General features: G+C 45.7%; 28 protein-coding genes. 2 read left to right on the forward strand and 26 right to left on the reverse strand.

Annotated elements, in window-relative coordinates; translation table 11 throughout:
* Positions 1 to 20: 20 nt before the first annotated feature.
* The 8 genes from AC1DWN_RS05135 to rplS form a co-directional block, all read right to left on the reverse strand.
* Positions 21 to 791: a nucleotidyltransferase domain-containing protein gene (locus tag AC1DWN_RS05135; protein WP_477557863.1), complete on the reverse strand. Its 771-nt coding sequence runs from the start codon at positions 789 to 791 to the stop codon at positions 21 to 23.
* 260 nt (positions 792 to 1,051) lie between these two features.
* Positions 1,052 to 1,474, reverse strand: a complete 423-nt coding sequence (locus AC1DWN_RS05140; RefSeq protein WP_477557864.1) for a YraN family protein — start codon at positions 1,472 to 1,474, stop codon at positions 1,052 to 1,054.
* The gene (locus AC1DWN_RS05145; protein WP_477557865.1) at positions 1,467 to 1,778 is read right to left on the reverse strand and encodes an EscU/YscU/HrcU family type III secretion system export apparatus switch protein; all 312 of its coding nucleotides are present in this window, start codon (positions 1,776 to 1,778) and stop codon (positions 1,467 to 1,469) included. The genes AC1DWN_RS05140 and AC1DWN_RS05145 overlap by 8 nt, the downstream gene beginning before the upstream one ends.
* Positions 1,775 to 3,730 (reverse strand): hypothetical protein, encoded by a 1,956-nt coding sequence (locus AC1DWN_RS05150; RefSeq protein ID WP_477557866.1) that lies wholly within the window; start codon positions 3,728 to 3,730, stop codon positions 1,775 to 1,777. The genes AC1DWN_RS05145 and AC1DWN_RS05150 overlap by 4 nt, the downstream gene beginning before the upstream one ends.
* A gap of 263 nt (positions 3,731 to 3,993) precedes the next feature.
* Entirely contained in the window at positions 3,994 to 4,608 is a 615-nt protein-coding gene (locus AC1DWN_RS05155; RefSeq protein WP_477557867.1) for a ribonuclease HII, read from the reverse strand.
* Positions 4,609 to 4,645: 37 nt separating this feature from the next.
* Positions 4,646 to 5,521 (reverse strand): ribosome biogenesis GTPase YlqF, encoded by an 876-nt coding sequence (ylqF, locus tag AC1DWN_RS05160; RefSeq protein ID WP_477557868.1) that lies wholly within the window; start codon positions 5,519 to 5,521, stop codon positions 4,646 to 4,648.
* Between the two features lie 13 nt (positions 5,522 to 5,534).
* Positions 5,535 to 6,248 carry a signal peptidase I gene (gene lepB, locus AC1DWN_RS05165; RefSeq protein WP_477557869.1) on the reverse strand — a complete coding sequence of 238 codons (714 nt, stop codon included), beginning with the start codon at positions 6,246 to 6,248 and terminating at the stop codon, positions 5,535 to 5,537.
* Between the two features lie 260 nt (positions 6,249 to 6,508).
* Positions 6,509 to 6,850: a 50S ribosomal protein L19 gene (gene rplS, locus AC1DWN_RS05170; RefSeq protein ID WP_475808515.1), complete on the reverse strand. Its 342-nt coding sequence runs from the start codon at positions 6,848 to 6,850 to the stop codon at positions 6,509 to 6,511.
* A gap of 202 nt (positions 6,851 to 7,052) precedes the next feature.
* Between rplS and AC1DWN_RS05175 the strand changes: the two genes are divergently transcribed.
* Entirely contained in the window at positions 7,053 to 8,480 is a 1,428-nt protein-coding gene (locus tag AC1DWN_RS05175; protein ID WP_477557870.1) for a CAP domain-containing protein, read from the forward strand.
* 98 nt (positions 8,481 to 8,578) lie between these two features.
* On the opposite strand, the gene trmD is transcribed toward AC1DWN_RS05175, so the two are convergent.
* From trmD to AC1DWN_RS05265, 18 genes are all read right to left on the reverse strand, one after another.
* Positions 8,579 to 9,343 carry a tRNA (guanosine(37)-N1)-methyltransferase TrmD gene (gene trmD / locus AC1DWN_RS05180; protein WP_477557871.1) on the reverse strand — a complete coding sequence of 255 codons (765 nt, stop codon included), beginning with the start codon at positions 9,341 to 9,343 and terminating at the stop codon, positions 8,579 to 8,581.
* Positions 9,344 to 9,346: 3 nt separating this feature from the next.
* On the reverse strand, positions 9,347 to 9,871 hold the full coding sequence (gene rimM, locus AC1DWN_RS05185) for a ribosome maturation factor RimM (protein ID WP_477557872.1): 525 nt from the start codon (positions 9,869 to 9,871) through the stop codon (positions 9,347 to 9,349).
* Positions 9,872 to 10,104: 233 nt separating this feature from the next.
* Positions 10,105 to 10,335 carry a KH domain-containing protein gene (locus AC1DWN_RS05190; protein ID WP_053375695.1) on the reverse strand — a complete coding sequence of 77 codons (231 nt, stop codon included), beginning with the start codon at positions 10,333 to 10,335 and terminating at the stop codon, positions 10,105 to 10,107.
* 25 nt (positions 10,336 to 10,360) lie between these two features.
* Positions 10,361 to 10,633, reverse strand: coding sequence for a 30S ribosomal protein S16 (rpsP, locus tag AC1DWN_RS05195; protein WP_102712208.1), 273 nt, complete (start codon positions 10,631 to 10,633; stop codon positions 10,361 to 10,363).
* 33 nt (positions 10,634 to 10,666) lie between these two features.
* Positions 10,667 to 12,043 carry a signal recognition particle protein gene (ffh, locus tag AC1DWN_RS05200; RefSeq protein ID WP_477557873.1) on the reverse strand — a complete coding sequence of 459 codons (1,377 nt, stop codon included), beginning with the start codon at positions 12,041 to 12,043 and terminating at the stop codon, positions 10,667 to 10,669.
* Positions 12,044 to 12,060: 17 nt separating this feature from the next.
* Positions 12,061 to 12,432 (reverse strand): YlxM family DNA-binding protein, encoded by a 372-nt coding sequence (gene ylxM / locus AC1DWN_RS05205; protein ID WP_477557874.1) that lies wholly within the window; start codon positions 12,430 to 12,432, stop codon positions 12,061 to 12,063.
* 177 nt (positions 12,433 to 12,609) lie between these two features.
* Positions 12,610 to 13,617 (reverse strand): signal recognition particle-docking protein FtsY, encoded by a 1,008-nt coding sequence (gene ftsY, locus AC1DWN_RS05210; protein ID WP_477557875.1) that lies wholly within the window; start codon positions 13,615 to 13,617, stop codon positions 12,610 to 12,612.
* Positions 13,618 to 13,660: 43 nt separating this feature from the next.
* Entirely contained in the window at positions 13,661 to 17,236 is a 3,576-nt protein-coding gene (gene smc, locus AC1DWN_RS05215) for a chromosome segregation protein SMC (protein WP_477557876.1), read from the reverse strand.
* Between the two features lie 132 nt (positions 17,237 to 17,368).
* Complete coding sequence (rnc, locus tag AC1DWN_RS05220; RefSeq protein ID WP_477557877.1) at positions 17,369 to 18,073, reverse strand: ribonuclease III; 705 nt, start codon at positions 18,071 to 18,073, stop codon at positions 17,369 to 17,371.
* The gene (gene fabF, locus AC1DWN_RS05225; RefSeq protein WP_477557878.1) at positions 18,063 to 19,304 is read right to left on the reverse strand and encodes a beta-ketoacyl-ACP synthase II; all 1,242 of its coding nucleotides are present in this window, start codon (positions 19,302 to 19,304) and stop codon (positions 18,063 to 18,065) included. Before fabF ends, rnc begins: the two co-directional genes overlap by 11 nt.
* Before the next feature lie 150 nt (positions 19,305 to 19,454).
* Positions 19,455 to 19,688 (reverse strand): acyl carrier protein, encoded by a 234-nt coding sequence (locus tag AC1DWN_RS05230; protein WP_102712222.1) that lies wholly within the window; start codon positions 19,686 to 19,688, stop codon positions 19,455 to 19,457.
* Between the two features lie 89 nt (positions 19,689 to 19,777).
* On the reverse strand, positions 19,778 to 20,527 hold the full coding sequence (gene fabG, locus AC1DWN_RS05235; protein WP_477557879.1) for a 3-oxoacyl-[acyl-carrier-protein] reductase: 750 nt from the start codon (positions 20,525 to 20,527) through the stop codon (positions 19,778 to 19,780).
* A gap of 20 nt (positions 20,528 to 20,547) precedes the next feature.
* Positions 20,548 to 21,480: an ACP S-malonyltransferase gene (fabD, locus tag AC1DWN_RS05240; RefSeq protein WP_477557880.1), complete on the reverse strand. Its 933-nt coding sequence runs from the start codon at positions 21,478 to 21,480 to the stop codon at positions 20,548 to 20,550.
* A 226-nt stretch (positions 21,481 to 21,706) separates the two neighbouring features.
* Entirely contained in the window at positions 21,707 to 22,693 is a 987-nt protein-coding gene (locus tag AC1DWN_RS05245) for a beta-ketoacyl-ACP synthase III (RefSeq protein WP_477557881.1), read from the reverse strand.
* Between the two features lie 9 nt (positions 22,694 to 22,702).
* Positions 22,703 to 23,692 (reverse strand): phosphate acyltransferase PlsX, encoded by a 990-nt coding sequence (gene plsX / locus AC1DWN_RS05250; protein ID WP_477557882.1) that lies wholly within the window; start codon positions 23,690 to 23,692, stop codon positions 22,703 to 22,705.
* Positions 23,676 to 24,272 carry a transcription factor FapR gene (fapR, locus tag AC1DWN_RS05255; protein WP_477557885.1) on the reverse strand — a complete coding sequence of 199 codons (597 nt, stop codon included), beginning with the start codon at positions 24,270 to 24,272 and terminating at the stop codon, positions 23,676 to 23,678. Before fapR ends, plsX begins: the two co-directional genes overlap by 17 nt.
* A 219-nt stretch (positions 24,273 to 24,491) precedes the next feature.
* Positions 24,492 to 24,665 carry a 50S ribosomal protein L32 gene (gene rpmF / locus AC1DWN_RS05260; RefSeq protein ID WP_042160385.1) on the reverse strand — a complete coding sequence of 58 codons (174 nt, stop codon included), beginning with the start codon at positions 24,663 to 24,665 and terminating at the stop codon, positions 24,492 to 24,494.
* Positions 24,666 to 24,703: 38 nt separating this feature from the next.
* On the reverse strand, positions 24,704 to 25,228 hold the full coding sequence (locus tag AC1DWN_RS05265; protein ID WP_477557883.1) for a YceD family protein: 525 nt from the start codon (positions 25,226 to 25,228) through the stop codon (positions 24,704 to 24,706).
* A gap of 159 nt (positions 25,229 to 25,387) precedes the next feature.
* On the opposite strand from AC1DWN_RS05265, the gene AC1DWN_RS05270 reads away from it, so the two are divergent.
* A partial coding sequence (locus AC1DWN_RS05270; RefSeq protein WP_477557884.1) for a nucleotidyltransferase occupies positions 25,388 to 26,415 on the forward strand: 1,028 nt, incomplete at its 3' end.

Raw genomic sequence — 26,415 nt, forward strand, 5'->3', positions numbered from 1 at the left:
ATGTTAATCTTCATAAATAATCAGTCCCACACCTTTTTTAAATAATGTCTAAATGCTTCATTTAATGCATCTGTAGGATCTTTTAATACGCTGACACAAGAGTTTGCATACTCTGTCAAGCGTAGTAATTCACCATCAATAAAATCATTAATAACATCCACTCTATTCTCTAGATTTAATTCCTCTCCTGCCATTTTTCTTCTTAGCAATTGCTCAATTTCTTTTTTTAAATATGGATCATCAACCCCATCAGATACTAATTCATGAAACGAAATGGGTGGATTAGTATTGTGTTTTTCAATCCATCTACAAGCTAATATGGGACGAAGTACGTAAAAGTATTTTTTGATTTTAACTAGATCTCCTTGCAGGTACTCTCTAAAATTTCCCTTAGCCATACTTAGATAGTGATGCAGTGAAGCTTTTGGTGAAAACACTTGGTGTCTAAGTTTTAACATGTCATCCCTAAAGCTGTATGCCTCATAATAAATAATTTCTGAAACTAACCATTCGAGCAGCGGGGGGTTCGATTTTCTGAATAGCTTCAAAGCCTTTCTAATGTCCCAACCGTTGATATCCAGCATATCATCTATGGGAAACTCTATAACATCTCTTCTCTCATCAATGGATAAGTACCAATTAGGTTGATTGATATATACAAAGCGCACATCATAATCACTATCTTGTGATTGAAAACCCCATGCACGGCTGCCTGATTCGACTGCGAAGAGTATTTTAACATGATGCGCGTGTTCAATCTCCTTAAGCTTTTTTAAAATAATATCGTTCATTTATTCCCTCTTTTCCTGAATGGAGCTTACAATACTATTTCGAGATGGTTCTAATATCCTCGATAACCTTATCCATGTGTGTATCACGGACGGACGCTTCAGTTACATAAAATAATAAACATTCGCCTCCCCCTAGTTTAGACGCATATGTATGGGATTTAGTTATGGCTGAATAAAAAAAAGCATACCATTTGCAGTACGCTAATTTTCAAGACAACTATGATTTGTGAGCGGTAAGTTTTCTAATAAGCTGTTCATCTTCAAAATGCACTCTCATAATGTTTACACGTATGGTTCAAGCCGTTCTGTTCCACAATTACAGCAATAACATCAAACCGTATGAGATGGTCGAAAAGTTTCATACTCTTCAAGTAGACCTGCGCGGTTTCTCTCACTTGCTGCTGCTTTCGACGATCAACAGATTCAGCTGCTGTTCCAAACCTGCCCTCATGCTTTCGAGTACGTACCTCCACAAAAATAATTCTACCTGCATGCTCCGCAACAATGTCGATCTCACCGCTGCGGCATTTCCAATTGCGGTTACGAATAGAATAACCAGCTTGCTGTAAAAAGTCACTTGCTGCGTCCTCGCCAAGCTTACCTATTTGCTGCCTTGAATCCTTCTTCGTTGAAATGTTTAGCTTACTTTCCTCTTCATTTCCAAACTGCTCACCATTAATCACTATTCAAATCCCTCGCTTTGCGATCAGAGCGATATACGAAGCTTAATATTTCGGCGACTAATGTATACAGCTCAGCAGGTATTTCCTGATCGATATCCAATTTCGAGAGAACCTCAACAAGCGATGAGTCTTCCTGTACAGGTATGCCATTTTCTATTGCTTTCTCTAATATTAAATCTGCGGTATGCCCTTTGCCCTTTGCGACTATTACCGGGACTACTCTTTCACCGCCGGGCTCGTATTTTAAAGCTACCGCTTTTTTCATACGGCTTTGCTGAGGTTTATTGTAAGTCTCACTGCTCATATTCGGAAATCGACTCCTTTGTAGCGCGTAGACGAAAATTGAGACAAATCAGGCGGCTGCGGAATCTTCGTTGAGCTCGTTGTCTCCATAGGCTGCTCATTCGCTTTTGGCAAAGGTGTTGTCCGTAATGAAGACAGCTGATAACCCGCTTGCTGCAAGCTTTCCGTTATCTCTAATCGCGAGGATTCGGCAAGTGTTGAAATGGCAGGATGGTCATTCCATAAATTCAAGCTCACAATTTTGTCCATTACATGAACATCAACCATCGTATCGCCGAGCGTTTTCATCGACAAATTAAACAATAAGCGGCAATTCGAAGCATCTAACTCCCCCTTACGTCCACGTCTCGTTTGAATATGAACCGATGCAGTTTGACTTCCATCCTCGTTATGTAGCGGAATAAACATTGTCACATGTGTAAGCACAGAGCTATTCCTCTCAGGTGTCAGTAGTAACTGTTGACCTGTTATTTGTTGAACAAGCTGCTGAGCGGTCTCTTTCATTGCTGGCGGAATATCATCTGACGCTACTAAAGACAATAACGCGCTTTTAAGCGATTCATGCTGCTGCATCTGCTTGGATACATCTATAGTCCCACTGCTATCAGCCACAGCCCCTCCAGGAGTGAATACCGCGGATAAAGCACGCTCCGTCAATTGACGCGAGTCCGCTAGTCGGCTCGTTTGCTGATTATCTGCTTGCGTTGTTTCCGTTTTTCCAGCTGCCGCCGCTTGGCCATCTACTAAATCAGCTGTAGGTGCAATACCACTTGACGGTGTTGCTAATCCAGAAGGATTAGCTCGAACACCTAAGGCTGGATCTGTTTGTGAGGCTTGCGATGATTGAGCTCCCGTAGCCTGATTCGTCTGCTGTGTCTGTTGTTGTGGCTGTGAATCCGCAAGGAATGCTTTGGAAAGCTGCAGCTCATAGTCCACACCAAGCCACTTCATCATCTGACCTATCCAGTTTGGTGAGTTTCCTGCAACTCTCGATGCTTGGGGTGCAGCTGTATCGGAAGCATTAACTCCCTCCGGCGCTGTTGCCTGAGCTTGAGCTGTTCCTCCCGCAGCAGCTAACAGAGCAGCCCGCGCGGCTTGCACTGCCGCCTCCGTGCCTCCAGGCAGCGCTGCTGGCACCGCTTGCCCAGCTCCAGAACCAAGCGACGCTTGCATTGCCCCAGCGCTCGCACCACCAACACCACCCGCCGCCGCTCCGCTCACCCGCGACGGAGCACCGGCAGCTGCTGCTGCGCCGCGCAGCAATGCCGCACCCTCCGCGAGCAGCGCTTGTACACGCGCTGCCGCAGGCGGCAACGGCTTTGCCTCACTGCCGCCTTCTGACGCCGCAGAATCGCCGTCAGCGGCGCCAGCAGTTGCCGCGAGCTGCCCCTGCAGCGAATCAAGCAGTTCGTGCGCACTTCGCCCGAACATCACTTGCTGCAGTGCAGCTACAGTCGCGCCCGTCAGCGGCAATCCCCGCTTAAACGCCGCCGCTGACGCCTGCATCCATTGCTCAGCATCGGCGCCAGCTGGCATCGCAGCTGCCGCTAGTTGAAACTGCTGAGCAACCTCGCGATTAAGGATTACGCCTTCTTTTCGCAAATCCTTAACGATCTCAACCGCCCATTTCCTATCAGGCAGAACCAGCTGCTTCGCCCATTCCTTGAAGGTATCCTCCGGCAGCCCTGCAGCCCCCGGCTCAATCGCCTTCAACATAACAATAGCTCCACTAGAATCCGGCTGCACCTGCAAAATAGCTGACTGGCCCGCTTGTAGCGGCACCTCCAGCTTAGCCCGTACCTGTACACCATTAATCTGAACGATAGCTTCATTATTTTCCAGCACCTGCATGACCACGCCACGCACCACTTGCCCCGTTTTCAGCTCCATCGCCCGTGAATCACCGCCAGATGCTTCACCTAGCAAGCTTCTCATCATTTGACTAACATTCATCTATATATTCGCCTCCGTCGCCTCAGCGCCCGTATCCCATGTGTCTACATGTAAGCCTATTGCTTTATAATCCGATCCTACACTTGAATCATTCAAAGCTATAAACCTTATATCGGCTAAACTGAGCCTTCCCTTGAGGTTCCTCCCTAATTAATCTCAGCTCCACAAAAAAAAGCCCCTTAATTGTCCGAGGCAATTAATGCCTTACACAATCAAAGAGCGTCAAATGCCTACTCCTAATAAAAATAAACCTTTTAAATCATTTAAATCAATTGCAACTGCTCGGCCGTAAACAAATTACCCAAAAATGTTTTCCGGTGCAGAGGGCTTGGCCCTTTTGCTAACAACTGCTCCCGGTGCAGCTTAGTAGCGTACCCTTTGTGTATAGCAATGCCATAGTCCGGGTACTGCTGCTCCCACTCATTAGCGCAAAGTCGATCTCGAGTCACCTTGGCCACAATCGATGCGGCCGCAATGGACTGGCTCGTGGCATCCCCTTTAATGATCGAAAGCTGAGGCTGCGGCACATCTACCTTTTCTGCATCAACCAGCAAATAATCAGCCTTAACTTGTAAATCTTCTACAGCAAGCTTCATAGCGAGTCTTGCTGCTTGCTTGATATTTATACGATCAACCGTCGCCGCATCAACACGGGCTACTGACCAAGCCAAGCACTGTTCCAAAATAATATCATACAGCTGATCACGCTTTTTCTCGGACAGCTTTTTCGAATCATTTACACCTTCGATCACAACATGTGGAGGCATAACGACGGCCCCGGCTACAACATCACCGAACAAGCACCCTCGCCCAACCTCATCGACACCTGCAATCGCCGTAAAACCTTCAGTCCATAACGACTGTTCATACTGCAGCACGTTACGTTCCCCCGATCTATAAATCCATTCCTATTCCTTATCCGACTATATAAGGAGGTGCTTCCAACGTAATGCGTCCGAGCTTGCCCGAACGAAGATCACGCAAAATAATACCTGACGTTTTCTCCAAATCGACTCGTCCACCACTGATCAAGCAGCCTCTGCGACGTCCAATTTCTTCCATCACACGTACGATTTCTTCATTGTCGTCCAAAGACTTTGGTGGTGTATCAAGCTCATAACGTTCCTTAATCGTCGGCCAATAACGTTCAACCAGCTCGCGCATCGCGAAAAAAGCAATATCATCCACATTTAAAATCTGCTCTCTGATTGCTCCAGTCATAGCAAGACGGAAGCCAACAAGCGCATCTTCAAACTTCGGCCACAAAATACCTGGAGTATCTAGCAGTTCCATTTCGCTGCCTATTTTAATCCATTGCTGTCCTTTCGTAACACCTGGCCGGTCACCAGTTAAAGCAATGTTACGTCCAGCCAGCCTGTTAATTAGAGTAGATTTCCCAACGTTAGGAATACCGACAATAATGCCACGCATAGCACGCGGATTGATTCCTTTTGAAATTTGACGAGATATTTTCTCATGCAAAATTTCTTTAGATTTTACTGTAATATCGCCAACTCTAGTTCCTGTATTTGAATCAAGAGCTATGCACTCATGTCCTTCATTGCGGAAATAAGCGATCCATTGCTCCGTAGTCTTTGAGTCAGCCAAATCAGATTTATTCAATACAATTAGACGTGGTTTTCCACTCAAAATCTCTTCGATCATCGGATTACGGCTCGAAAGTGGAACCCGAGCATCCAATAATTCAATGGCGATGTCTATAAGCTTCAATTTTTCTTGTATTTCTCGTCTTGCCCTAGTCATATGACCCGGGAACCATTGAATGGTCATTACATCACCTCATTTACTTCCAATGCTTAATAAACTCTAGTTTGTTCAATGGCCAAAAAATAATGTCAGCTCGTCCAACTAATTCTTCATCCTTAACAAAACCAATATAACGGCTATCAGAGCTGTCACTACGATTATCTCCAAGTGCAAAAATCGTACCTTCCGGCACTGTCATTTCCGGAACAGCATCATTAGGGAAGTTATATTGAGAACCCACACCGTTGTATAGTTCACCTTTGGCATGTGCTTCTTCAATGGCTTCCTTTATATAAGGCTCATCGATTTTCTGATCGTTGATAAATAGATCGTCACCCTCGATTCTGATCTTATCACCCGGCAAGCCAATAACCCGCTTAATGAACTTTCTGTCCTGCTCCGGCACATCGAACACAACGACCTCACCGAATTTCGGCTCACGGATGTTATATAAAATTTTGTTAACAATGAGTCTTTCGCCATTTTCAAAATTCGGCTGCATCGATCTTCCGTCCACAATAAACGGGGAAAATAAAAACGTGCGAATGAGAAAAACGAGTACAACCGCAATAACTAATGCTTTAACCCATTCTACGGTTTCTTTGTACGCTCCGCCCTGTTTTCTAGATCCAGACGAACGGGATAAAGTTCCTTCCGAAATGGGTTGCTGGTTGTCCACATTCGCTTGTGTATGCTTCGTTTCATTGCCATTATCAGTGGTTGGATCGTCATTCCGCTGTTGTGAATCCACTCTGCTCGCCTCTTCCCAATTGCTGTAATATGTAAGACAATCAAGCGCAGATAACCCTTAGCTCTAAGATAAGCCGGTACATATGGTTGAAATCATACCGTTTATCTCTTCCAAGCGTAAACGGCTTCACCGTCCCTCGCGGCTTATGCGTTCGTTTCATGGATATATAAGCGTGTTTATAAGTGAAAACTTATAAGTTCTTATATATTAAGAAATACGAAAAGGAGCTTGTTTGCGCAAGCCCCTCTTGTAATCTGATCTTAACGAATTTCTTTAATTCTTGCTGCTTTACCGCGAAGTTCGCGAAGGTAGTACAATTTCGCACGACGAACTTTACCACGACGAGCAACTTCTAGTTTCTCGATCTTAGGCGAGTTAAGAGGATAAGTTCTTTCCACTCCAACACCGTAAGAAATTTTACGTACTGTAAATGTTTCGCTGATTCCGCCGCCGTGACGTTTAATTACAACGCCTTCGAACAATTGGATCCGCTCACGAGTTCCCTCGATAACTTTTACGTGAACTTTAAGCGTGTCACCAGGACGAAAGTTCGGTAGATCTGTGCGCAGGTTTTCTTGCGCGATTGTTTGCAAAAGATTCATTGGATTCACTCCTTCCACCATAGACGTTCTTATAGCTCACCGAATTCCAGTGAATTGGTTCATCGCTAATAGCGGACCGCCCGATTAATACGAACAACACTAGAAATTTTACCACACTGGGCGCTACAATACAATACGTTTGTTCAAATGTCTTTTGCTGTATACTTAAAAAGCATACATGGACAAGAAAGGTTGTGAATCTTTGTGTAAATGGAAACAAATCATACGAATTACGCAATTTGTGAAGAAAAGCTGTTATTCTATGATTATCCTTGTTCTCTCTCTTTCTACAATTGCTCCCATTCATGCCTCTGCTCAGCCTTTAACTTTTACTGACACAACAGGACATTGGGCACAATCATACATAGCTTGGGCCGTCGAAGAACATCTAACGGAAGGCTATAGCGACGGATCATTCCAACCTAATCGCCTTATTAATGAAGCAGAGTTTTTAGCAATGCTGCTGCGAGTTTATAACTTAGTACCTCCCACTTCTTCAGACGAGGATGCATGGTACAAAAATTATTACCTTTTTGCAAATAAGCTAAACTGGCCATTAACTTACGTTAATGATGCAAAATCGTTTCGACGTGGACAAGCCGCCTTGCTTATGGCTTCTGCAGCAAACGGACGAACATTCACAGAGAAAAGCGCCATTCAATGGCTGCTTGATGAGCATATTTCCAATGGCCGTTCCTCAGCCACCGTAAATGGATTTGTACCAAACGGCAAACTTACGCGCGCCGAAGCACTAACTTTTTTTTATAATCTCAAGCTTCATTCACAATCGCTATCTTCCATTAAATTAGCTCAAACCAACACGGCATTAGCTCATATCGCTATGAATGATTCAGTTCAAAAGGTAGAGCTGCTGCTTGGCAAACCTTCACGGATCGATCCCAGTGAGCAAGTCTTCTCATGGTATGTATATAACAAAAACTATAGCGAGCTCATGATGTTTGGCATTCTAAATGACCGAGTGGTAGCACTCTTCTCCAACGAAGATAGCAACTGGAAAATGATAAATGGCGTCTATATAGGTCAGACACTTTCTGATGCTATGAAGCTGGTAGACCCACTCCGCAAATCGAAGCAACAGGATGACTACTACACATATATAACTGAAAATGTGAAGACTACATTATTTCTAGACAATCATGACAGCAGTAAAATTATTGGCATACTCCAAATGAATCAAACTAGTCTCCAAAATATGCCGACAACATATACAAGCAAGCAGCAATTGCCCTTTGAACAGCAATTATTCGATTTAACAAACGCCGAGCGCGCTCAACGTAATATTCCCTTATTAAAATGGGACAAGCTCGCAGCCGCATCCGCCCGCGCACACAGTTCAGATATGCGGTCTAACAACTATTTTAGCCATCAAAATACCGATGGGTTGTCTCCCTTCGACCGTATGAAGGCCAAAGGAATTAAGTACACAATGTCAGCCGAAAACATAGCAGCTGGTTACGTGAATAGCATCTATGCTCACTACGGCTGGATGGACTCCGATGATGGGCATCGTGAAGCGTTACTCAATAGCAAGCTGGAAAGAATCGGAACTGGCGTAGCTTTTGGCGGTGATTATAAAATCTATTATACCCAAAACTTTTACTCGCCATAACCTTAATGGTTTTACCTTTACCACTTACTTTTTACCACAAAAAAGCTGCAGGCGACGTTTTATCGCTTACAGCTTCTCTTTACTTCAAGAGTATGAGCTCACTTTGTTGCCTCGCTAGCCTTCTGCTCGCTCTGTTTGCGCGCCATGCCAGCCAGCCACTTCCGTTCCTTATCTGTCAGCTCCGCGTGCTTAAGCATGTCAGGACGCCTCTGTAGCGTCCGCAGCAAGGATTGCTCACGGCGCCATACCTCAATATTCGCATGATGACCGGATATGAGCACATCAGGCACTTCCCAACCGCGAAATTCCGCTGGACGCGTATAATGCGGATGCTCCAAGAGCCCCGTACTGTAAGAATCCGTTACTGCTGACGTTTCGTTTCCAAGTACGCCAGGCAACAGCCTAACCACACTATCAATGACAGTCATAGCAGGTATCTCTCCACCAGTAAGCACATAATCGCCGATTGACAGCTCGTCCGTTACTAGATGCTCGCGAATCCGTTCATCATAACCTTCGTAATGACCACAGATAAGCACGAGATGCTGCTCCTTAGCAAGCTCCTCCGCCTTCTGCTGAGTGAACGGAGCTCCTTGCGGACACATCAATATAACGCGGGGTTGTGTCTCTGCTTCTGACATCAACTGATCAACTGCTGCAAATACCGGTTCTGCCTTTAACACCATTCCGCCGCCGCCACCGTAGGGGTAGTCATCGACTGTATTATGCTTGTTATTCGAATACGCACGGAAATTGATAGCCTGCAAGTCTACAATTCCTTTTTCCTTCGCTTTTCCGAGAATACTCGCTCCAAACACACCGTCGAACATTTCTGGAAACAGCGTCAGCACATCTATTTTCATCGATTAGATCAATCCTTCCATCAAACGCACCGTAACGGTTTTCTCATTAATGTTCACATTAATTAAGACTTCATCAATTACGGGCAGCAACAGCTGTTTGCCTGCGCTTTTTGGACGATCAACAACCCATACATCGTTAGCGCCTGGACTAAGAATTTCAGATATCACGCCTAGCTCTTCGCCTTCCTCAGTCACCACACGGCAGCCAATAATTTCATGATAATAATATTCGCCATCATCTAGAGGGGCCATTTCCGCTTCTGACACTTTAAGTACCCAGCCTTTGTATTTCTCGACCACATTAATATCATTAAAACCTTCTATTTTAAGTATATATACATTTTTGTGAGCACGAGAGCTAATAATTTTAATTTCCATTGATGTGCCATTTTCTTCATTTAACATAAGGAGTTTCTTACCTGAAGCAAACCTTACCTCAGCGAAATCCGTTTGCGAAAGTATTTTAAGCTCTCCCTTGATACCGTGCGTATTAACGACTTTCCCGACCGTAAACCATTTTCCGTTCATTGCAACCAGCCCTTCGTATGTGTATATCCGTATTATACCCGCAAAATCAGCTTCGTTCCACGTTAGAGAACGAAGCCGATTTACAAGCGTAAATGGATGTTCCCGTCTTCTACGGAAAAAGCGTTCGTTTTGCCACAGTATGTAAGTACATTTATAATGTGTAAACTTTTAAAATCCTATATATCAAGAAAAGAGTTAGGATATATATCCTAACTCTTTTCTCGTTGCACGTATCACGACATAATATCGACGATAACGCGCTTTTGCGATTTAACGGAAGCAGAAGTCACAACCGTTCGCATCGCTTTCGCAATGCGTCCCTGTTTACCGATGATTTTACCGATATCCTCGGGGTGAACCGAAAGCTCGTATATCGTGCCTCGGTCATCATCCTTTACATTAATTTGCACTTGATCGGGATGATCGACCAAAGCCTTCGCTATGACAAGAATCAATTCTTTCATCTCAAGGCCCTCCGCTGTTCAACAGTTATTTCTGTTGCTTAAGCTCATGGAACTTCTTCATTACACCAGCTTTTGAAAGCAAGTCACGAACGGTATCAGAAGCTTGTGCTCCTGTTTGCAACCATTTCAACGCTTTCTCTTCGTCAATCTTAACTTGAGCCGGTTGTGCAACCGGGTTATAAGTACCGATTTCTTCGATAAAACGTCCGTCACGTGGTGAACGGGAGTCCGATACAACTACACGGTAGAAAGGAGCTTTGTGAGCACCAATTCTTTTCAAACGAATACGTACTGCCATGAAAATTCACCTCCTTCAAAGAGTAAACAGCTATTAAAACGGGAATTTCATATTTTTTCCGAGCATACCTTTAAGGCCCTTCTTGCCGCCTTTTGGTCCTTTCGGCCCCATCATCGATGAAAATTGCTTCATCATTTTCTTCATATCGTCGAACTGCTTGATCAGTCTATTGACCTCAACAATCGTTGTACCGCTTCCGGCTGCAACGCGTTTGCGACGACTGTGATTAAGAAGCTCAGGCTTTTCCTTCTCGGCTTTCGTCATGGAACGAACGATCGCTTCAATGCGTCCAATTTGCTTCTCATCAACTTTCATATCCTTCAAGCCCTTCATCTTGTTCATGCCGGGCAGCATATCCATAATCTGATCAAGTGGACCGAGCTTTTTAACCTGCTCCATTTGGTCAAGAAAGTCATCAAATGTAAATTCTGCAGTACGCATCTTACGTTCCATCTCAGCCGCTTTATCTGCATCAATGTTCGACTGCGCCTTCTCAATAAGTGAAAGCATGTCGCCCATTCCGAGAATTCGAGATGCCATACGCTCTGGATGGAAAGCCTCCAAGGAGTCAATTTTCTCACCCATAGCTGCGAACTTAATCGGACAGCCGGTTACTGCTTTAACCGAAAGCGCCGCGCCACCGCGGGTATCGCCGTCGAGTTTGGTCAGTACAACACCTGTAAGCTCAAGCTGCTCATGGAAACTCTGTGCAACGTTGACCGCATCTTGTCCCGTCATTGCATCGACTACAAGCAATACTTCATCAGGGTTAGTCAGCTTATGAATTTGCTTAAGCTCTTCCATCAGCTCTTCATCGATATGTAGACGACCAGCTGTATCGATGATGACGTAATCGTTACCGTTGTCCTTAGCATGCTGGACTCCAGCTCGCGCAATCTCAACTGGTGAAGTTTTATCACCTAATGAGAATACTGGTGCATTGATTTGCTCACCAAGTACTTGCAACTGCTTGATTGCAGCCGGGCGATAGATATCACATGCAATTAGCAGCGGTTTGTGATTACCCTTTTGAAGAAGCTTTGCCAACTTACCGGAAGTCGTGGTCTTACCAGCACCTTGCAAACCAGCCATCATGATTACGGTTGGCGGCTTGTTTGCCTTGGCTAGTTTACTCTGTGTACCGCCCATGAGCTCGGTAAGCTCTTTGTTTACGATATCGATGACGACCATGCCAGGCGTAAAGCTCTTCGTTACTTCCAGTCCGATTGCTCGTTCCTTCACCTTTGCGATAAAGTCTTTGACGACTTTAAAGTTAACGTCCGCCTCTAGCAGAGCCAGTCGAACCTCACGCATTGCTTCACCAACATCTTCCTCGGACACCTTGCCTTTGCCCTTCAGCTTGCTGAATACATTTTGAAGCCTCGTTGATAAGCTTTCAAATGCTGCCATGTACCGTCACCTCCATTCTAATTATTTATGTCTGCTGCTCTAAATTGTGTAATTACACTCATAAGCGCTTGCTTATCCTGCTCAGCTATTGGAAGCTCATTTACATTGTTTACGAGTTCAGCGGTTAACTGCAACAGCGACTCGTGTCTAACCAGTAAGCTTAGCTTGCTTTCATAGCCTTCAAGCACTTGCTCAGCCCGCTTAATATGTTCATATACAGCTTGACGGCTAATTGTGAATTCAGCAGCAATCTCACCTAGTGAGAAATCATCGTGAAAATATAATTTAAGGAACGTCCGCTGCTTTTCTGTTAACAACGGCTCATAAAAGTCGAACAATAAATTGATCCGGGTTGTCTTAGATAAGGCATCTGGTTCATTAGCTTTCATCCCCATCGCCCCTCCTGCAAATCTGACCTTGTAAGTATTCACCCCGTCAAGGGAAAAGCCTTTACACCTGACAACGTCTTTTATAATACAGGACAATATAGGCCGCTGTCAAGCTTTTCACCTTGTCACCTAAATCAATTTTTTGGTCGAGCCCAAAAAGCCGCTGTAGTTCGCCTATTATGTGGACGATTCCGTCTCTTCTTTTTCTTCTTCTCGCTGAATTAATCCAGCGAATAGCGCATGTATGAATTGCTCAGAATCGAATTGCTGCAGGTCGCCCATCTTTTCGCCGAGACCAACCAGCTTAACAGGTAAACTCAATTCATTTCGAATCGCAATAACAATACCGCCCTTTGCTGTGCCATCCAGCTTAGTCAGCACAAGACCCGTAACGCCGCTTTTCTCACCGAACAGTTTCGCTTGGCTAAGCGCATTTTGACCCGTCGTTGCATCAAGGACAAGCAATACTTCATGAGGTGCGTCCGGAAGTTCACGTTGAATAACACGAAAAATTTTGTTCAATTCTTCCATCAGATTGGATTTGTTTTGTAGTCTTCCAGCCGTATCGCAAAGAAGCACATCAACGCCACGTTGCTTTGCAGCTTGTACGGCATCAAACATTACTGCCGCTGGATCAGAGCCTGACTGCTGCTTGATCACATCCACACCTACACGCTCGCCCCATACCTCGAGCTGCTCGATCGCACCTGCACGGAACGTATCGCCTGCCGCCATTAGTACGCTTTTACCCTCGCTTTTAAACTTATGGGCAAGCTTACCAATCGTTGTCGTTTTACCAACACCATTAACGCCAACAAACAAAATAACTGTTATTCCGCTTGAAGCCATCCGTAGACCGGAGTGATCATCACCCTTCATCAGCTGAATAAGCTTCTCCGATAGAACAGGCTGCAGGTCAGCTGCATCCTCGATCTTACGCTTTTTCACCTCTACACGCAGCTCATCGATCAGTTGCATAACTGTATTTACACCAACATCCGCGCCTATCAGTATTTCTTCAAGCTCTTCGTAAAACTGCTCGTCGATTTTTTTGCGGCGCGTAATAAGCTCTTCTACTTTCTCTACAAACGCAGTCCGTGTCTTCGATAAGCCTTCTTTGAAAATATTCGTCACCGCTTCTGTCTTTGTAGCGATGCTTTCCTTCAGTCTTTTAAAAAAACTCATCGTTCCAACTCCTCCATCCTCACATTAACAGCTCTTTCTCTATTTAAGCAGATAACGAATCTTCTTCCTCTAATCGGACGGATACCAGCTTGGATACGCCGCCTTCTTCCATCGTAACCCCATAGAGTACATCAGCCTCTTCCATCGTGCCTTTGCGATGCGTCACGACGATAAATTGCGTAAGCTCTGAGAACTCTCGCAAATATTGTGCAAAACGAGAGACGTTGGCTTCATCCAGAGCCGCCTCAACCTCATCAAGCACACAGAACGGAACCGGCTTCACCTGCAAAATTGCAAAAAGCAGCGCTATTGCCGTTAGAGCACGCTCTCCGCCCGACAGCAGCTGTAGATTTTGCAGCTTCTTGCCCGGCGGCTGCGCTACAATATCGATTCCCGTATCAAGCACTCGATCTGGCTCCACTAGTACAAGATCTGCACGGCCGCCTCCGAAAAGCTTGGCGAATACGATACTAAAATGACCGCGTATCGCTTCGAACGTTGTTTTGAAGCGCTTGGACATCTCATCGTCCATTTCACGAATAACCTGGTATAGTGTCGTTTTTGCCTCGACGAGATCGTCCTTCTGAGCTGATAAAAATTCGAATCGTTCTTTAACACGATCATATTCATCGATAGCGCCTAAATTGACATCGCCAAGTGCGGTAATTTTACGTTTCAAGTCGCGAACATCATTCTGAGTCCCGAGTACATCCTCTGGAATCGGATAGTTCTCCTTCGCCAGCTCGAAGCTGAGTTCATATTCTTCACTTAGCTTGCGAAGCATATTATCGAGCTCCACATCAAACCTATTCGCAGCGATTTCAGTCTGTCGCATTTGCTCCTCAACTAATCTAAGCTGAGCTCGTTGCTCCTTTGTCTCGCTCTCGCCCTGATCCAGCTCTAGAACGCGCTGCGCTCTCGCTGCACGCTTCAGGTCCGTCTGCTCTGCGCACTCCAGTTTCTTTAACCGCAAGTGATTGAGCTGTTCAATTTGCTTGACCGTCTCTTCATTGTGACGAGTCAATTCTTCTTCTTGCTGTGCTGCCATCGAGCGAAGCCCTGAAATTTCTTGTTTAGCACGTTGAATGTCCGTACGTACGCGGGCTGACTGATCTTCGAATGAGAGCTTCTCTTGATCTGTCTTCGCAGCAGCAATTTTTATATCCGTCAGTTGAACCTGCAGCTCTTCCTTCGCAGATTCACTTGCTTTGCGCCGATTCTCTGCAAGACGGATGGCTTCTTGCAGTCTCGCTTCATCCAATACAAGCTGTGCTAGCCGAACCTCGGCTGCACTTGCTGCCGCCTGCACATCCTTCTGCTCGGATTGATGCGTGTTCCGATCAGCGGAGTACAACTGACGCTGCTCATCCAAATGCTTCGCCTCATTATGCAATTGTTGAAGCTCCGCACGAATTTGCTGCTCCTCGATACGGCTTTGCTCGCCTTTCGATCTCAGCTCTTCAATATTATGCGTACGAATCGATTGCTCTTTCCGTAAATCACTGAGCTTGTCACGCAGCTGTTCGACCATTTTGCGCGCATCAGCAATTTCGGTATCAAGCGCATCGATCTGACGTTGACGTCCTAGTAAGCTCGCGCCCTTCTTCTGCAAGCTTCCTCCCGTCATCGATCCACCAGCATTAACTACATCGCCTTCTAGTGTAACTACGCGATATCTATACTGACACTTTGAAGCTATTCGGTTCGCTTGTTCCAGAGTTTCGGCAAGCAGCACATTCCCAAGCAGACTGTTCACTATAGCCTGATAGCGAGAATCGCAGCCGACCAGATCTGCCGCCACGCCAACAAATCCTTCAACGGCTTCAGCAGTGCGCTTATCATGCTCAGGTACTTGTCTGCTGCGAATAACATCTAGCGGTAAAAAAGTAGCTCGACCAAGTTGGCGCTGCTTCAAAAATCCAATTGCCGTTCGAGCAGACTTCTCATCTTCCATTACGATATGCTGCAATGCTCCGCCTAACGCCGTTTCAACTGCCATTTCAATACGTTCCGGAACTCGAATAAGCTCAGCTACCGCACCATGAACGCCGCTTATGCCGCCATTTCCACGCCTAGACGCCTTTAATACTTCCTTAACCCCCTGCATGAAGCCATCAAGCGCATCCTGCATTTCCTTCATCGTGTCACGTCTTGATATGTGGCTGTCGAGCTTTTGCTCCCACTTGCGTATGGCCATAGTTACTTCATCAAGGCCTTGCGAAATCGTTCTCGTTAGTTCTGACTCCGTTAATGTGCGATTTCTCGCTTCTTCAAGACGAGCCAATGTTGCTTCAAGCGCTAGCGCTAGCTCGGAGCGTCTATTATCTAGACGTGTCTGCTGCTCCAACCATTTTGTTTCATCCTCGCTAATCCGTTCCATACGCCGCTGTAGGGTTTCCTGTTGCTGAGAAGCGTATCTAATCTCATTGCGGTGCTGGGCCATCGAGCTCAGCACTTCAAGCAGCTCACCCTTTAATGTCTCTTCCGCATCAACGACCGTTCCGCCTGCTACCCCAAGCAAATTCGATTCCTCTTCAGCAAGCTTAGATCGCAAATCAGCCAGCTGCAGTTCAAGTGCAGCCGCGCGGCTGCGGAACTCAGCTTCTTCTTTTGTAAGCATACTAATACGAGCATCCTGCGCGGCAATCGATTCTTCTAGCTGCTTCTTGTTCTGATCGAGATTACGCTTACGCTCTTTGAGTACTTCTCCATAGCCTTCACTTTTCTCAAAGTCCTCACTAATTTGAAGCATAGATTCATGCAACTGATCCAGCGCAAGCTCAAGCTCTCGAAGCTGCATACGATCCTTCTCCAAATGAGCATCATGCTTGCTGACGACACTTGATAGCTGGAGCTGCTCTTTCTGCAAACGCTCTAGCTTGGCATTTGCCTCCGACCATGTGCTGTGAACCTGTTCAATGTTATGTACATACATCGAAATCTCTTTTGTTTTCAGTTGTCCTTTGAGTTCTTTAAAGTAAATAGCCTTCTCGGATTGCTTACGCAGAGGCTCAACCTGATCCTCAAGCTCCGACACCAAATCGTGAATCCGCAGCAGGTTTTGCTCTGTTTCATCCATCTTTCTTTGAGCTTCACGTTTACGTGACTTAAATTTAACAATTCCTGACGCTTCCTCAAAAATACCGCGCCGGTCCTCCGAGCGCGTACTTAAAATTTCTTCGATCCGACCTTGTCCGATTATGGAATATGCCTCTTTGCCTATTCCCGTATCCATGAACAGCTCGGTTATATCTTTCAGTCTACATGGCTGTTTATTAATTAAATACTCACTATCTCCGCTTCGGTGCACACGGCGAGTTACCGTCACCTCATTATATTCAAGCGGCAAGGCGCCGTCAGAATTATCGAGCGTTAAAGAAACCTCACTATAATTTACCGCTTTCCGAGAGTCACTCCCGGCGAAAATAATATCTTCCATCTTGCCGCCGCGCAAACTCTTGGCGCTTTGCTCACCCAGAACCCAGCGGATGCCGTCAGAAATGTTACTTTTACCGCTGCCATTTGGCCCGACCACCGCAGTGATCCCGGTTACAAATTCCATTTCCGTTTTGTCGGCGAAAGATTTAAAGCCTGATAATTCAATCCGTTTCAGAAACATGACTTGGTTTTCACCTCACCCCTCATTGTACCACAACTCACAAGCTCTGATAACCAGTTTGATCCCTCAATTCGACAAAAAAGAGAGCGATCTTTAGGTCTATTGGACCTCCAGAAACACTCTCTCTTATGGTCAAACCGGTTCCTGCGACAACGTCAGCCATGCCTCAGCAGCTGCACGTTGCTCCGCTTCCTTCTTCGTCCTCCCAGCACCAACGCCGAAGCGCTCTTCACCGAGATATACTTCAACGACGAACTCGCGATCATGTGCAGGTCCACGTTCTTCAATAATACGATACTCAACCATGCCGAGACCATGATGCTGCGACCGTTCTTGCAGCCTGGACTTCGAATCCTTTACCAATAAGCCATAATCATTAGATTCGACAAATGGGAACATATGCTCACCGAGGAAAGCTCTTGTCCGTTCAATGCCTGCGTCCAAGAAAATGGCTCCGACAAATGATTCGAACAAATCCGCGAGTAAAGCTTGACGTTGTCTTCCGCCTAGCTGCTCCTCACCGCGTCCGAGAAGTACATGTGATCCAAGATCCAGCCGTTCAGCAAATTGCGCTAGTGAAGGCTCACAGACAATAGATGCACGCATCCTTGTAAGCTCACCCTCTGGCCTTGTTGGGTATACAGAGAACAAATATTCAGACACTAACAGCTGTAGCACTGCATCTCCTAGAAATTCCAAGCGCTCATTATCTTGGGCTGAACCACGTTTGTGTTCATTTACATAGGAAGTATGAGTGAAAGCTTGCTTCAGCAGCTTTGTCTTTTTGAAACTGAGCTGCAGACGTTGCTGCAGCTCATGAAAGGGGTCATGCTTCATATACTTTCATCACGATCGTCGCGTTATGACCGCCAAAACCAAACGAATTGGACATCGCAACTTGTACGTTCGCTTTACGAGGTTTATTAGGTACATAATCCAAATCGCATTCTGGGTCTGGATTGTCTAAATTAATAGTCGGAGCGATAATACCGTTTTTGAGCGTTAACCCGATAATAACCGCTTCTACACCGCCCGCTGCGCCTAACAAATGCCCAGTCATCGACTTTGTCGAGCTTACCGCAACTTTATAAGCGTGGTCTCCGAGCGCTTTCTTAATGGCAGATGTTTCTGATCTGTCACCAACTGGCGTTGAAGTACCATGTGCATTGATGTAATCGATATCCGTTGGCTCTAGGCCTGCATCCTTGATCGCCTTCGTCATACAACGAGCAGCGCCATCAGGATCTGGTTCGGTCATATGATGAGCATCACCACTCATACCATATCCAATGACTTCCGCATAAATCTTAGCTCCGCGCGCTTGAGCGTGCTCCAGTGATTCAAGCACTAGTACGCCAGCACCTTCACCCATAATGAAACCGTCACGACCGATGTCAAAAGGACGACTTGCTTTCTCAGGCTCATCGTTGCGTACGGACATCGCCCGCATGGAACAGAATCCAGCCATGCCTGTCGGCCTAATTGTTGCTTCTGCTCCGCCGCATATCATCACATCAGCTTCGCCGCGTTGAATCAATTTGAACGAATCACCGATGGAGTGAGTTCCAGTCGCACAAGCGGTAACCGCCGTACTATTAGGACCCTTCGCACCAGTAAGGATAGACACTTGACCAGAAGCCATATTCGCGATCATCATTGGAATAAAAAAAGGACTTACGCGTTTGGGGCCCTTCTCAAGCAGGATATTATGCTGATCCTCCCACGTGCCAAGACCGCCAATACCCGAACCGATCATAACACCGACGCGTTCAGCATCAGCATTTTCACCGATTTGCAAAGCTGCATCTTTAACCGCAATCTGGCTTGCAACTGCTGCAAATTGTACGAAACGATCCATTCTGCGAGCTTCTTTTCTATCCAGGTTGTAATCTTCAGGGTTGAAATTTTTGATCTCTGCAGCAATTCGTGTTGGATATTCTGAGAAATCGAATGCCTCGGCTACGGAGACTCCAGACTTCCCATCCAACAAATTATTCCAAAACTGCTCCAACTCGGAGCCCAATGATGTCATAACTCCCATGCCGGTAACGACAACTCTTTGTTTCATTCCATTCACCTCTAATACAGCAATGTAGATGACCATACCGCATCATCTTTTATTTATATAAAAGCACTTTCGCTTAAGCTCCACCCAAATTTTTGAAAACGATCGACATGGAGAGAAGTCCCGTTTATAAAAAACGGGACTTGTCCTTCCTTACGTATGAGATTGTATGTATTTAACAACTTCTCCCACAGTGGTGATAGTCTCTGCATCTTCATCAGAGATTTCCATATCAAACTCGTCTTCTAGCTCCATGACCAATTCAACGACATCAAGAGAGTCAGCGCCGAGGTCATCTTTAAATGAAGCTTCAATTGTAACTTCCGCTTCGTCAACGCCTAGTCGGTCGATGACGATACGCTTTACGCGATCTACTACTTCGGACATCCGGTTCACCTCCTCCATGGTATTATACGAGAATTAAAGATAAATTGCCATACGTAACCGTTTAATTCATTGTTGATGAATTAATTTAGTTACATATACATCCCGCCGTCTACATGAATCGTTTGACCGGTCATGTAAGCAGCGGCATCAGATGCGAGAAAACGAACCGCATTCGCGATGTCGCTCGGATCACCGAGGCGGGCAAGCGGAATTTGACCAGACAATGCTTCACGCATGTCTTCCGGAAGTTTCTCCGTCATTTCAGTCTGGATAAATCCTGGGGCAACACAGTTCACGGTAATGCCTCGTGAAGATAGCTCGCGTGCGCTGGCTTTCGTTAATCCGATAACCCCCGCTTTCGCTGCCACATAATTGGCTTGTCCAGGATTACCCAGCACGCCAACTACGGATGAAATGTTAATGATACGGCCTGAACGCTGCTTCATCATCGAACGAGTGACCGCTTTAATGCCATTGAAAACGCCTTTAAGGTTCGTTTCAATAACTTGGTCAAACTCGTCTTCCTTCATACGCATGATAAGATTATCCCTTGTAATGCCGGCATTATTCACTAAAATGTCAATCGCACCGAATTGATCAATGACTTCCTTCACCATTGTCTCAAATTCTATGACTTTTCCGACATTTGCTTGAATAATGATTGCGCGCCTTCCAAGAGCTTCTACGGCTTGCGCCGTTTCGGCCGCTGCCTCCTTGCTGCCTGAATAATTAATGGCAACATCAGCACCTGCCTCGGCCAAAGCAATTGCAATCGCTCTTCCAATACCCCGTGAGGCTCCGGTTACGAGCGCTTTCTTTCCTTCCAAGCTGGCGAACATGATATCCCCTCCAAAATAGGCTAATTCACCTGCAACGATTCCAGCGCAGAAATACTGTTTATGGAAATCACTCGAACGCTTTTGTCGATTTTCTTAATCAACCCTGCGAGTACTGTTCCTGAACCAATTTCCACAAAGGTATCAACACCTTGCTCGATTAAATAGCGAACGCTATCTTCCCATAATACAGGTGAATACACTTGCTCTACAAGTAAGCTGCGAATGTCGCCTGCTGCTATTACTGGACGAGCTGTTACGTTTGCAACTACCGGTATAGCCGCATCTTGCATCGTAACTCCAGCAAGTGTTGCTTCAAGATTTTGAGCAGCAGACTTCATAAGTGATGAGTGGAAAGGTCCGCTAACCTCAAGTGGGATAACACGTTTAGCACCTGACTCTTCTTTCCCGCGTTCAACAACGGCTTGAACACCCGCAGCTGAACCTGAAACAACAATTTGCCCAGGGCAGTTCACGTTTGCAAGCTCAACAACTGAACCTTCAGCTGTAATTACTGCACATAGCGCAGCTAACGTATCGCGCTCTGCGCCAAGTACAGCTGCCATAGCACCTTGTCCGCTCGGAACAGCATGCTCCATAAATTGTCCGCGCGCGCGAACGGTTTGAACCGCATCTTTGAAAGAGATTACTCCTGCTGCAACTAGAGCACTATATTCACCGAGACTGTGACCTGCTACATAATCAGGCTTCAGACCTCGCCCCTCAAGCGCCTGAAGCATCGCAACGCTAACCGTAAGTAGCGCAGGCTGCGTGTTTGCCGTTTGTTTCAGGCTATCATCCGGGCCTTCAAATATGAGGCTGCTCAATGAAAATTGCAAGGCTTCATCCGCCTGATCAAAAATGGCGTGTGAACTCTCAAATGCTTCATATATATCTTTGCCCATGCCTACGACCTGAGCGCCTTGCCCTGGAAAAACAAAAGCCGTTTTGCTCAACGATATTCCCCTCTCCAAAGAGTTTGCGAATGCAAACTCACTTCGTAAGCATATTTGCGAATGCAAACTCACTTCGTAAGCATATTTACGAATGCAAACTTTACTTCGTAAGCATAATCCTAGTTTGCGAATGCAAACTTTTCTTCGTAAGCATAATTGCGAATGCAAATTTTACTACGTAAGCATAATCCTAGTTCGCTTACGCAAACTCACTTCAGAAGTATGCTTACCATACGATCGCTGATGCTCCCCATGTTAGACCGCCGCCAAAGCCAACAAGCATTAGAGTGTCGCCTTTGTTCAAACGTCCTTGCTCAACCGCTTCAGCCAGCGCTACTGGAATAGACGCCGCTGACATATTCCCGTACTTATCCAAGTTAATCATTGCTTTATCTTCCGATAAATTCAATCTATTCAGAGCTGATTGAATAATGCGAATATTGGCTTGATGTGGTACGAGCAAATCAATGTCTTCCTTCGTCATTCCCGCCTTCGCAAGTGCTTCCTCAGCTGCACCGCCCATAATACGGACCGCGAATTTGAATACATCGTTGCCTGCCATATGAATGAAGTGCTGCTTCGTTGAGATACTTTCTGCTGTTGCTGGAACGCGTGACCCGCCTCCAGATACTTTAAGGAGTTCCCCGCCGCTGCCATCTGCACCTAGCACGAACGAGCGGAATCCTCTGCCCTCTTCGACTTGACCAAGTACAACAGCGCCAGCGCCGTCTCCGAATAAAATGCACGTGTTGCGGTCGGTATAATCTGTAATACGCGATAATGTCTCTGCTCCAACGACAAGCACATGTTTATACATGCCGGATGCGATCATGCTTGAACCAGTAGCCAACCCATAAATAAAACCTGAGCAAGCAGCCGATAAATCAAATGCCGCTGCCTTCTTTGCCCCAAGCTTATCCTGTAACAAGCAAGCAGTCGATGGGAAATACATGTCTGGAGTAACCGTAGCAACAATAATGAGATCAATATCATCAGCTGTCAGGCCCGCTGCCTCAATCGCTTTCCTTGATGCTTCATACGCAAGATCAGATGTCGCTTCAGATGAAGATGCAATCCGGCGTTCCTTAATGCCAGTACGCGTAACGATCCATTCATCGTTCGTTTCCACCATTTTTTCTAATTCTAAATTCGTTAGTATATGTTCAGGAACATATTTCCCTGTTCCAATAATTCCTACAGGACGTAAACTCATTTTACTCACTCACTTCCCGTTGATTTCAGCTGCAATGGATTCAATTAATTGACTCTGAATCGCAATACGTGCTTGACGCACCRCATTTTTAACGGCGAGTGCATCGGAAGAGCCGTGACACTTCACGACGAGGCCGTTTAGTCCGAGCAGGGGCGCTCCGCCATGCTCCTTGTAATCCATTTTTTTCTTTAGCATTCGTAACTTCGGCATCATAATTGCTGCAGCTAGCTTCGTCATCATTGATGAACTAAAGGATTCCTTAAGCGAGGAGAAAATAGTTCCCGCAGCGCCTTCGAATGACTTCAACATAATATTACCAGCAAAGCCGTCACAGATGAGGACATCGCAATTACGCGACAAAACGTCCCTAGCTTCAACATTGCCTACAAAATTAATTGGAGCTTGCTGAAGTAATTCATAAGCCGCTTTCGTCATTTCATTTCCCTTTTTCACTTCGGTGCCAACATTGAGCAATCCGACGCGGGGGTTTTTCATTCCATGCACCTTTGCACGATAAATACTGCCCATAATCGCATATTGCAGCAAATGCTCCGGCTTTGCATCCATGTTGGCACCCAAATCGAGCGCAAGAATTCCGATATCATCAATCGTTGGCATCATTGGCGCAAGCGCCGGTCTTTCAATACCGTCCATCCGTCCAACAATTAGTAAACCAGTGGCCATCAAAGCGCCTGTATTACCTGCGGAAAGCATCGCATCCGCTTGTTTTTCGCGAACCAATTGCCCCGCAACAACCATGGATGCGCTTTTTTTACGACGTACTGCCTTAACAGGTTCATCATCAGGACCAATAACCTCATCTGCATGACAAATGGTTACATTAGCCGGTTTTTGCCCCTTCATATGCGCCTCAATAGTGGATGTGTCACCAACAAGCAGCAGTTCTGTATCCGGCCACTGCAGCGCAGCATCTATTGTACCTTGCACAATTAAGTTCGGAGCATGGTCACCGCCCATTGCATCAATAGCGATCCGCATGTTCTTCTCCTCCTCCAGCATCTGTGTCTCTTGCGGAACGGTAAATAACAAAATTGCCCTGAAACACCATTTCATCGCCTACATACGTAAACAGCTCTACCTTTGCTTTGTTGCGTTCTCCCGAAATGGAGCGAACATAAGCTTTAGCAATACATTTCTCACCCAGCTTCACCGGGCGAATAAACCTTATATCTGCTGTAACGGTAAGAGCAATTTCATCATCTATAACAGCAACTGCAAGTGAATTCGCTTGTGCGAACACATGGTGTCCGCGAGCAATCCCAGTCCTCGAGAAGACATGTTCTTCACGAATTTCAAACACTGAGATACCGCTTTTATCTAATTCTAAATCAATAATATCACCTATCACTTCATGTAGAGGCAGTGATCGGACAGAATCATAGGACCGTTCAGCCATCAACTTCAATCRCTCTCTAAGCTCAGGGATGCCAAGCTCCATCCGGTCTAGCCGAATCGTCTGGATGCTTACCTTTAGCAGACGAGTGAGCTCCCGATCGGTAATAAAGGGATTTTCGTCAATGAATCTCGCGAGCTGCTGATGTCGCTGCCGTTTGGGCATTCGTTCGATGTTCGGCACCACCTTCTATATATAGTGACTAATGTATTTTATAAATCATCCTGCGTTATTCGAAACCATCAGTATGATTAGTATGTGTATGTTAGTAGATATTATCACCTGGTACTAATTTAGTATATAAAAAAATACGCCATCGCGCAATAAACCATAAAAAAATAGCACCTCACCACATGATGAAGTGCTATTACTGAAATCAATCCACTATTGTGCAATGATTTCTTTTGTCTTGTAATATCCACAAACTTTGCATACGTGGTGAGCCAATTTCAGCTCTCCGCATTGCTCACATTTCACCATGCCTGGTACTGCAAGTTTGAAATGTGTACGACGTTTATCACGGCGAGTCTTGGATGTTCTACGTTGAGGTACTGCCATATTTCCCACCTCCTTCACAAAATCAATCGGTAAATCGCTTATTCCTTAAATAGATCCTTTAGCGCTTCAAAACGGTAATCAGTCTTCTCCGTTGGGCAGCTGCATTTGTGCTCATTTAAGTTTTCTCCACATGTTTGACAAAGACCTTTACAATCATGGCTGCAAAGCGGGGCAAAAGGAATAAATAACTGAAGCGCTTCTTCCACATAAGGCTTCAAATCCAATCTGTCCGCATTTACTTCAATGAAGTCACTGTCTTCCTCTTCTTCTAAGTCCTCATCACGAACCTCGTCAGACGAAGCACGCTTGAATACTTCTGAGAAGCGAATGACCGTATGCTCCTTAACCGGGTCCAGACAACGCACACAAGCTAATTCTAGATCAGCGGTGAGTTTGCCGTCAACCTCAATGAATCCTTCATGTCCAGTTACCTGAAGCGATACTTGGAGCGGTCCTGTACGATAAACATCTTGGCGTCCTTTAAAAAGGTAACTAACATCTAACTCTTCGTCAACTGTAGTTTTTAACCCTTTGGACATCGTTTCCTGAATATGAAACTCCATTATATCACCCCAAACAAACAAAGTTTATTATATCTATCAGACTACTGTTTTGTCAACATTTTCGCGCTGTTATTCCGTAGTCTGTCACAGCTCGTGATTGAACCGCATCTCTGTGCTATAGTGAAACAACCAACTTATAACAAAGAGAGGACAAGGAAAATGCGCACCGTTGGACTCATCGTCGAATACAACCCGTTTCATAACGGTCATCTTTATCATTTACAACAATCGCGTAAAATAACGGAATCTGACACAGTTGTCGCTGTAATGAGCGGTCATTTCTTACAGAGAGGTGAGCCTGCTCTGCTCGACAAATGGTCGAGAGCGAAGACCGCACTTGAAGGCGGCTGTGATCTTGTAATTGAACTGCCTGTTGCCTATGCAACTCAAGCTGCCGAATGGTTTGCATTCGGTGCTGTCTCCTTACTTGAGGCAACAGGTGTTGTAGACTCATTATGCTTCGGCACAGAAAGCGGCGAGCTTGATCCATTGCTCTATGCCGCAGAGTTAGTCGCTCACGAGCCTCCTGCCTTCAAAGCCCATCTGAAGCAGCTTCTACAGACAGGAATGAGCTACCCCAGCGCATACAGCAGCGCCATATCCATCTATTTAGCGGAACAAGGACATTCTTCTGCATCAAGTTTCCCGTTTGCTTTACCCAATCATACGCTTGCTCTTCACTACTTACTTGCGATGAAGCGTATCGGCAGTGTCATGGAGCCTTTTACAATTGTACGCGAAAAATCACAATACAATCAAGACACCATTTCAGACAGTCAAATTGCAAGCGCAACTGCTATACGCAAGCTGCTGCTAGAGCAGCATACACTCGAGTCCGCTCGTCCCTATATGCCAAATTCTACCTATCGTACGCTAGAAGCGGAATGGTCTGCTAATCGAAGTCCAATAAGCTGGAATCAATACACAAGCCCTTTGCTGCATGCCATTATTACTCGTTCTACAGACGACCTAGCTAGTCTGCATGAAATTACAGAAGGGTTAGAGCACCGCATTCGCAATTCTCTGCCCAAACTCGCCTCCACACAATTTGAAGACTTGCTTGATGCGCTAAAAACAAAACGTTACACACGTACTAAGCTGCAGCGATCATTGCTTTCCATCCTGCTAGGACATAAGAAATCCGATTTCACAGCGGACAAGCTCGCTTCAGGCGTTGAATATATAAG

The organism is Paenibacillus sp. P4_A7 (assembly GCF_056402455.1).

Coding starts and splice junctions, on each gene's coding strand:
- ftsY (WP_477557875.1), bottom strand. CDS start 13,617: ATGAGTTTTTTTAAAAGACTGAAGGAAAGCATCGCTACAAAGACAGAA.
- AC1DWN_RS05150 (WP_477557866.1), bottom strand. CDS start 3,730: ATGAATGTTAGTCAAATGATGAGAAGCTTGCTAGGTGAAGCATCTGGC.
- fabF (WP_477557878.1), bottom strand. CDS start 19,304: ATGAAACAAAGAGTTGTCGTTACCGGCATGGGAGTTATGACATCATTG.
- rplS (WP_475808515.1), bottom strand. CDS start 6,850: ATGAATCTTTTGCAAACAATCGCGCAAGAAAACCTGCGCACAGATCTA.
- rnc (WP_477557877.1), bottom strand. CDS start 18,073: ATGAAGCATGACCCCTTTCATGAGCTGCAGCAACGTCTGCAGCTCAGT.
- ylqF (WP_477557868.1), bottom strand. CDS start 5,521: ATGACCATTCAATGGTTCCCGGGTCATATGACTAGGGCAAGACGAGAA.
- rimM (WP_477557872.1), bottom strand. CDS start 9,871: ATGAACGGAAAATGGTTTACGGTCGGGAAAGTCGTTAATACGCACGGT.
- AC1DWN_RS05245 (WP_477557881.1), bottom strand. CDS start 22,693: ATGAGTTTACGTCCTGTAGGAATTATTGGAACAGGGAAATATGTTCCT.
- AC1DWN_RS05135 (WP_477557863.1), bottom strand. CDS start 791: ATGAACGATATTATTTTAAAAAAGCTTAAGGAGATTGAACACGCGCAT.
- rpmF (WP_042160385.1), bottom strand. CDS start 24,665: ATGGCAGTACCTCAACGTAGAACATCCAAGACTCGCCGTGATAAACGT.
- ffh (WP_477557873.1), bottom strand. CDS start 12,043: ATGGCAGCATTTGAAAGCTTATCAACGAGGCTTCAAAATGTATTCAGC.
- ylxM (WP_477557874.1), bottom strand. CDS start 12,432: ATGAAAGCTAATGAACCAGATGCCTTATCTAAGACAACCCGGATCAAT.
- fabG (WP_477557879.1), bottom strand. CDS start 20,527: ATGTTCGCCAGCTTGGAAGGAAAGAAAGCGCTCGTAACCGGAGCCTCA.
- trmD (WP_477557871.1), bottom strand. CDS start 9,343: ATGAAAATAGATGTGCTGACGCTGTTTCCAGAAATGTTCGACGGTGTG.
- AC1DWN_RS05265 (WP_477557883.1), bottom strand. CDS start 25,228: ATGGAGTTTCATATTCAGGAAACGATGTCCAAAGGGTTAAAAACTACA.
- rpsP (WP_102712208.1), bottom strand. CDS start 10,633: ATGGCAGTACGTATTCGTTTGAAAAGAATTGGTGCTCACAAAGCTCCT.
- AC1DWN_RS05230 (WP_102712222.1), bottom strand. CDS start 19,688: ATGTCCGAAGTAGTAGATCGCGTAAAGCGTATCGTCATCGACCGACTA.
- smc (WP_477557876.1), bottom strand. CDS start 17,236: ATGTTTCTGAAACGGATTGAATTATCAGGCTTTAAATCTTTCGCCGAC.
- AC1DWN_RS05190 (WP_053375695.1), bottom strand. CDS start 10,335: ATGAAAGAATTGATTCTTGTCATAGCGAAGGCTTTGGTCGATCATCCC.
- AC1DWN_RS05145 (WP_477557865.1), bottom strand. CDS start 1,778: ATGAGCAGTGAGACTTACAATAAACCTCAGCAAAGCCGTATGAAAAAA.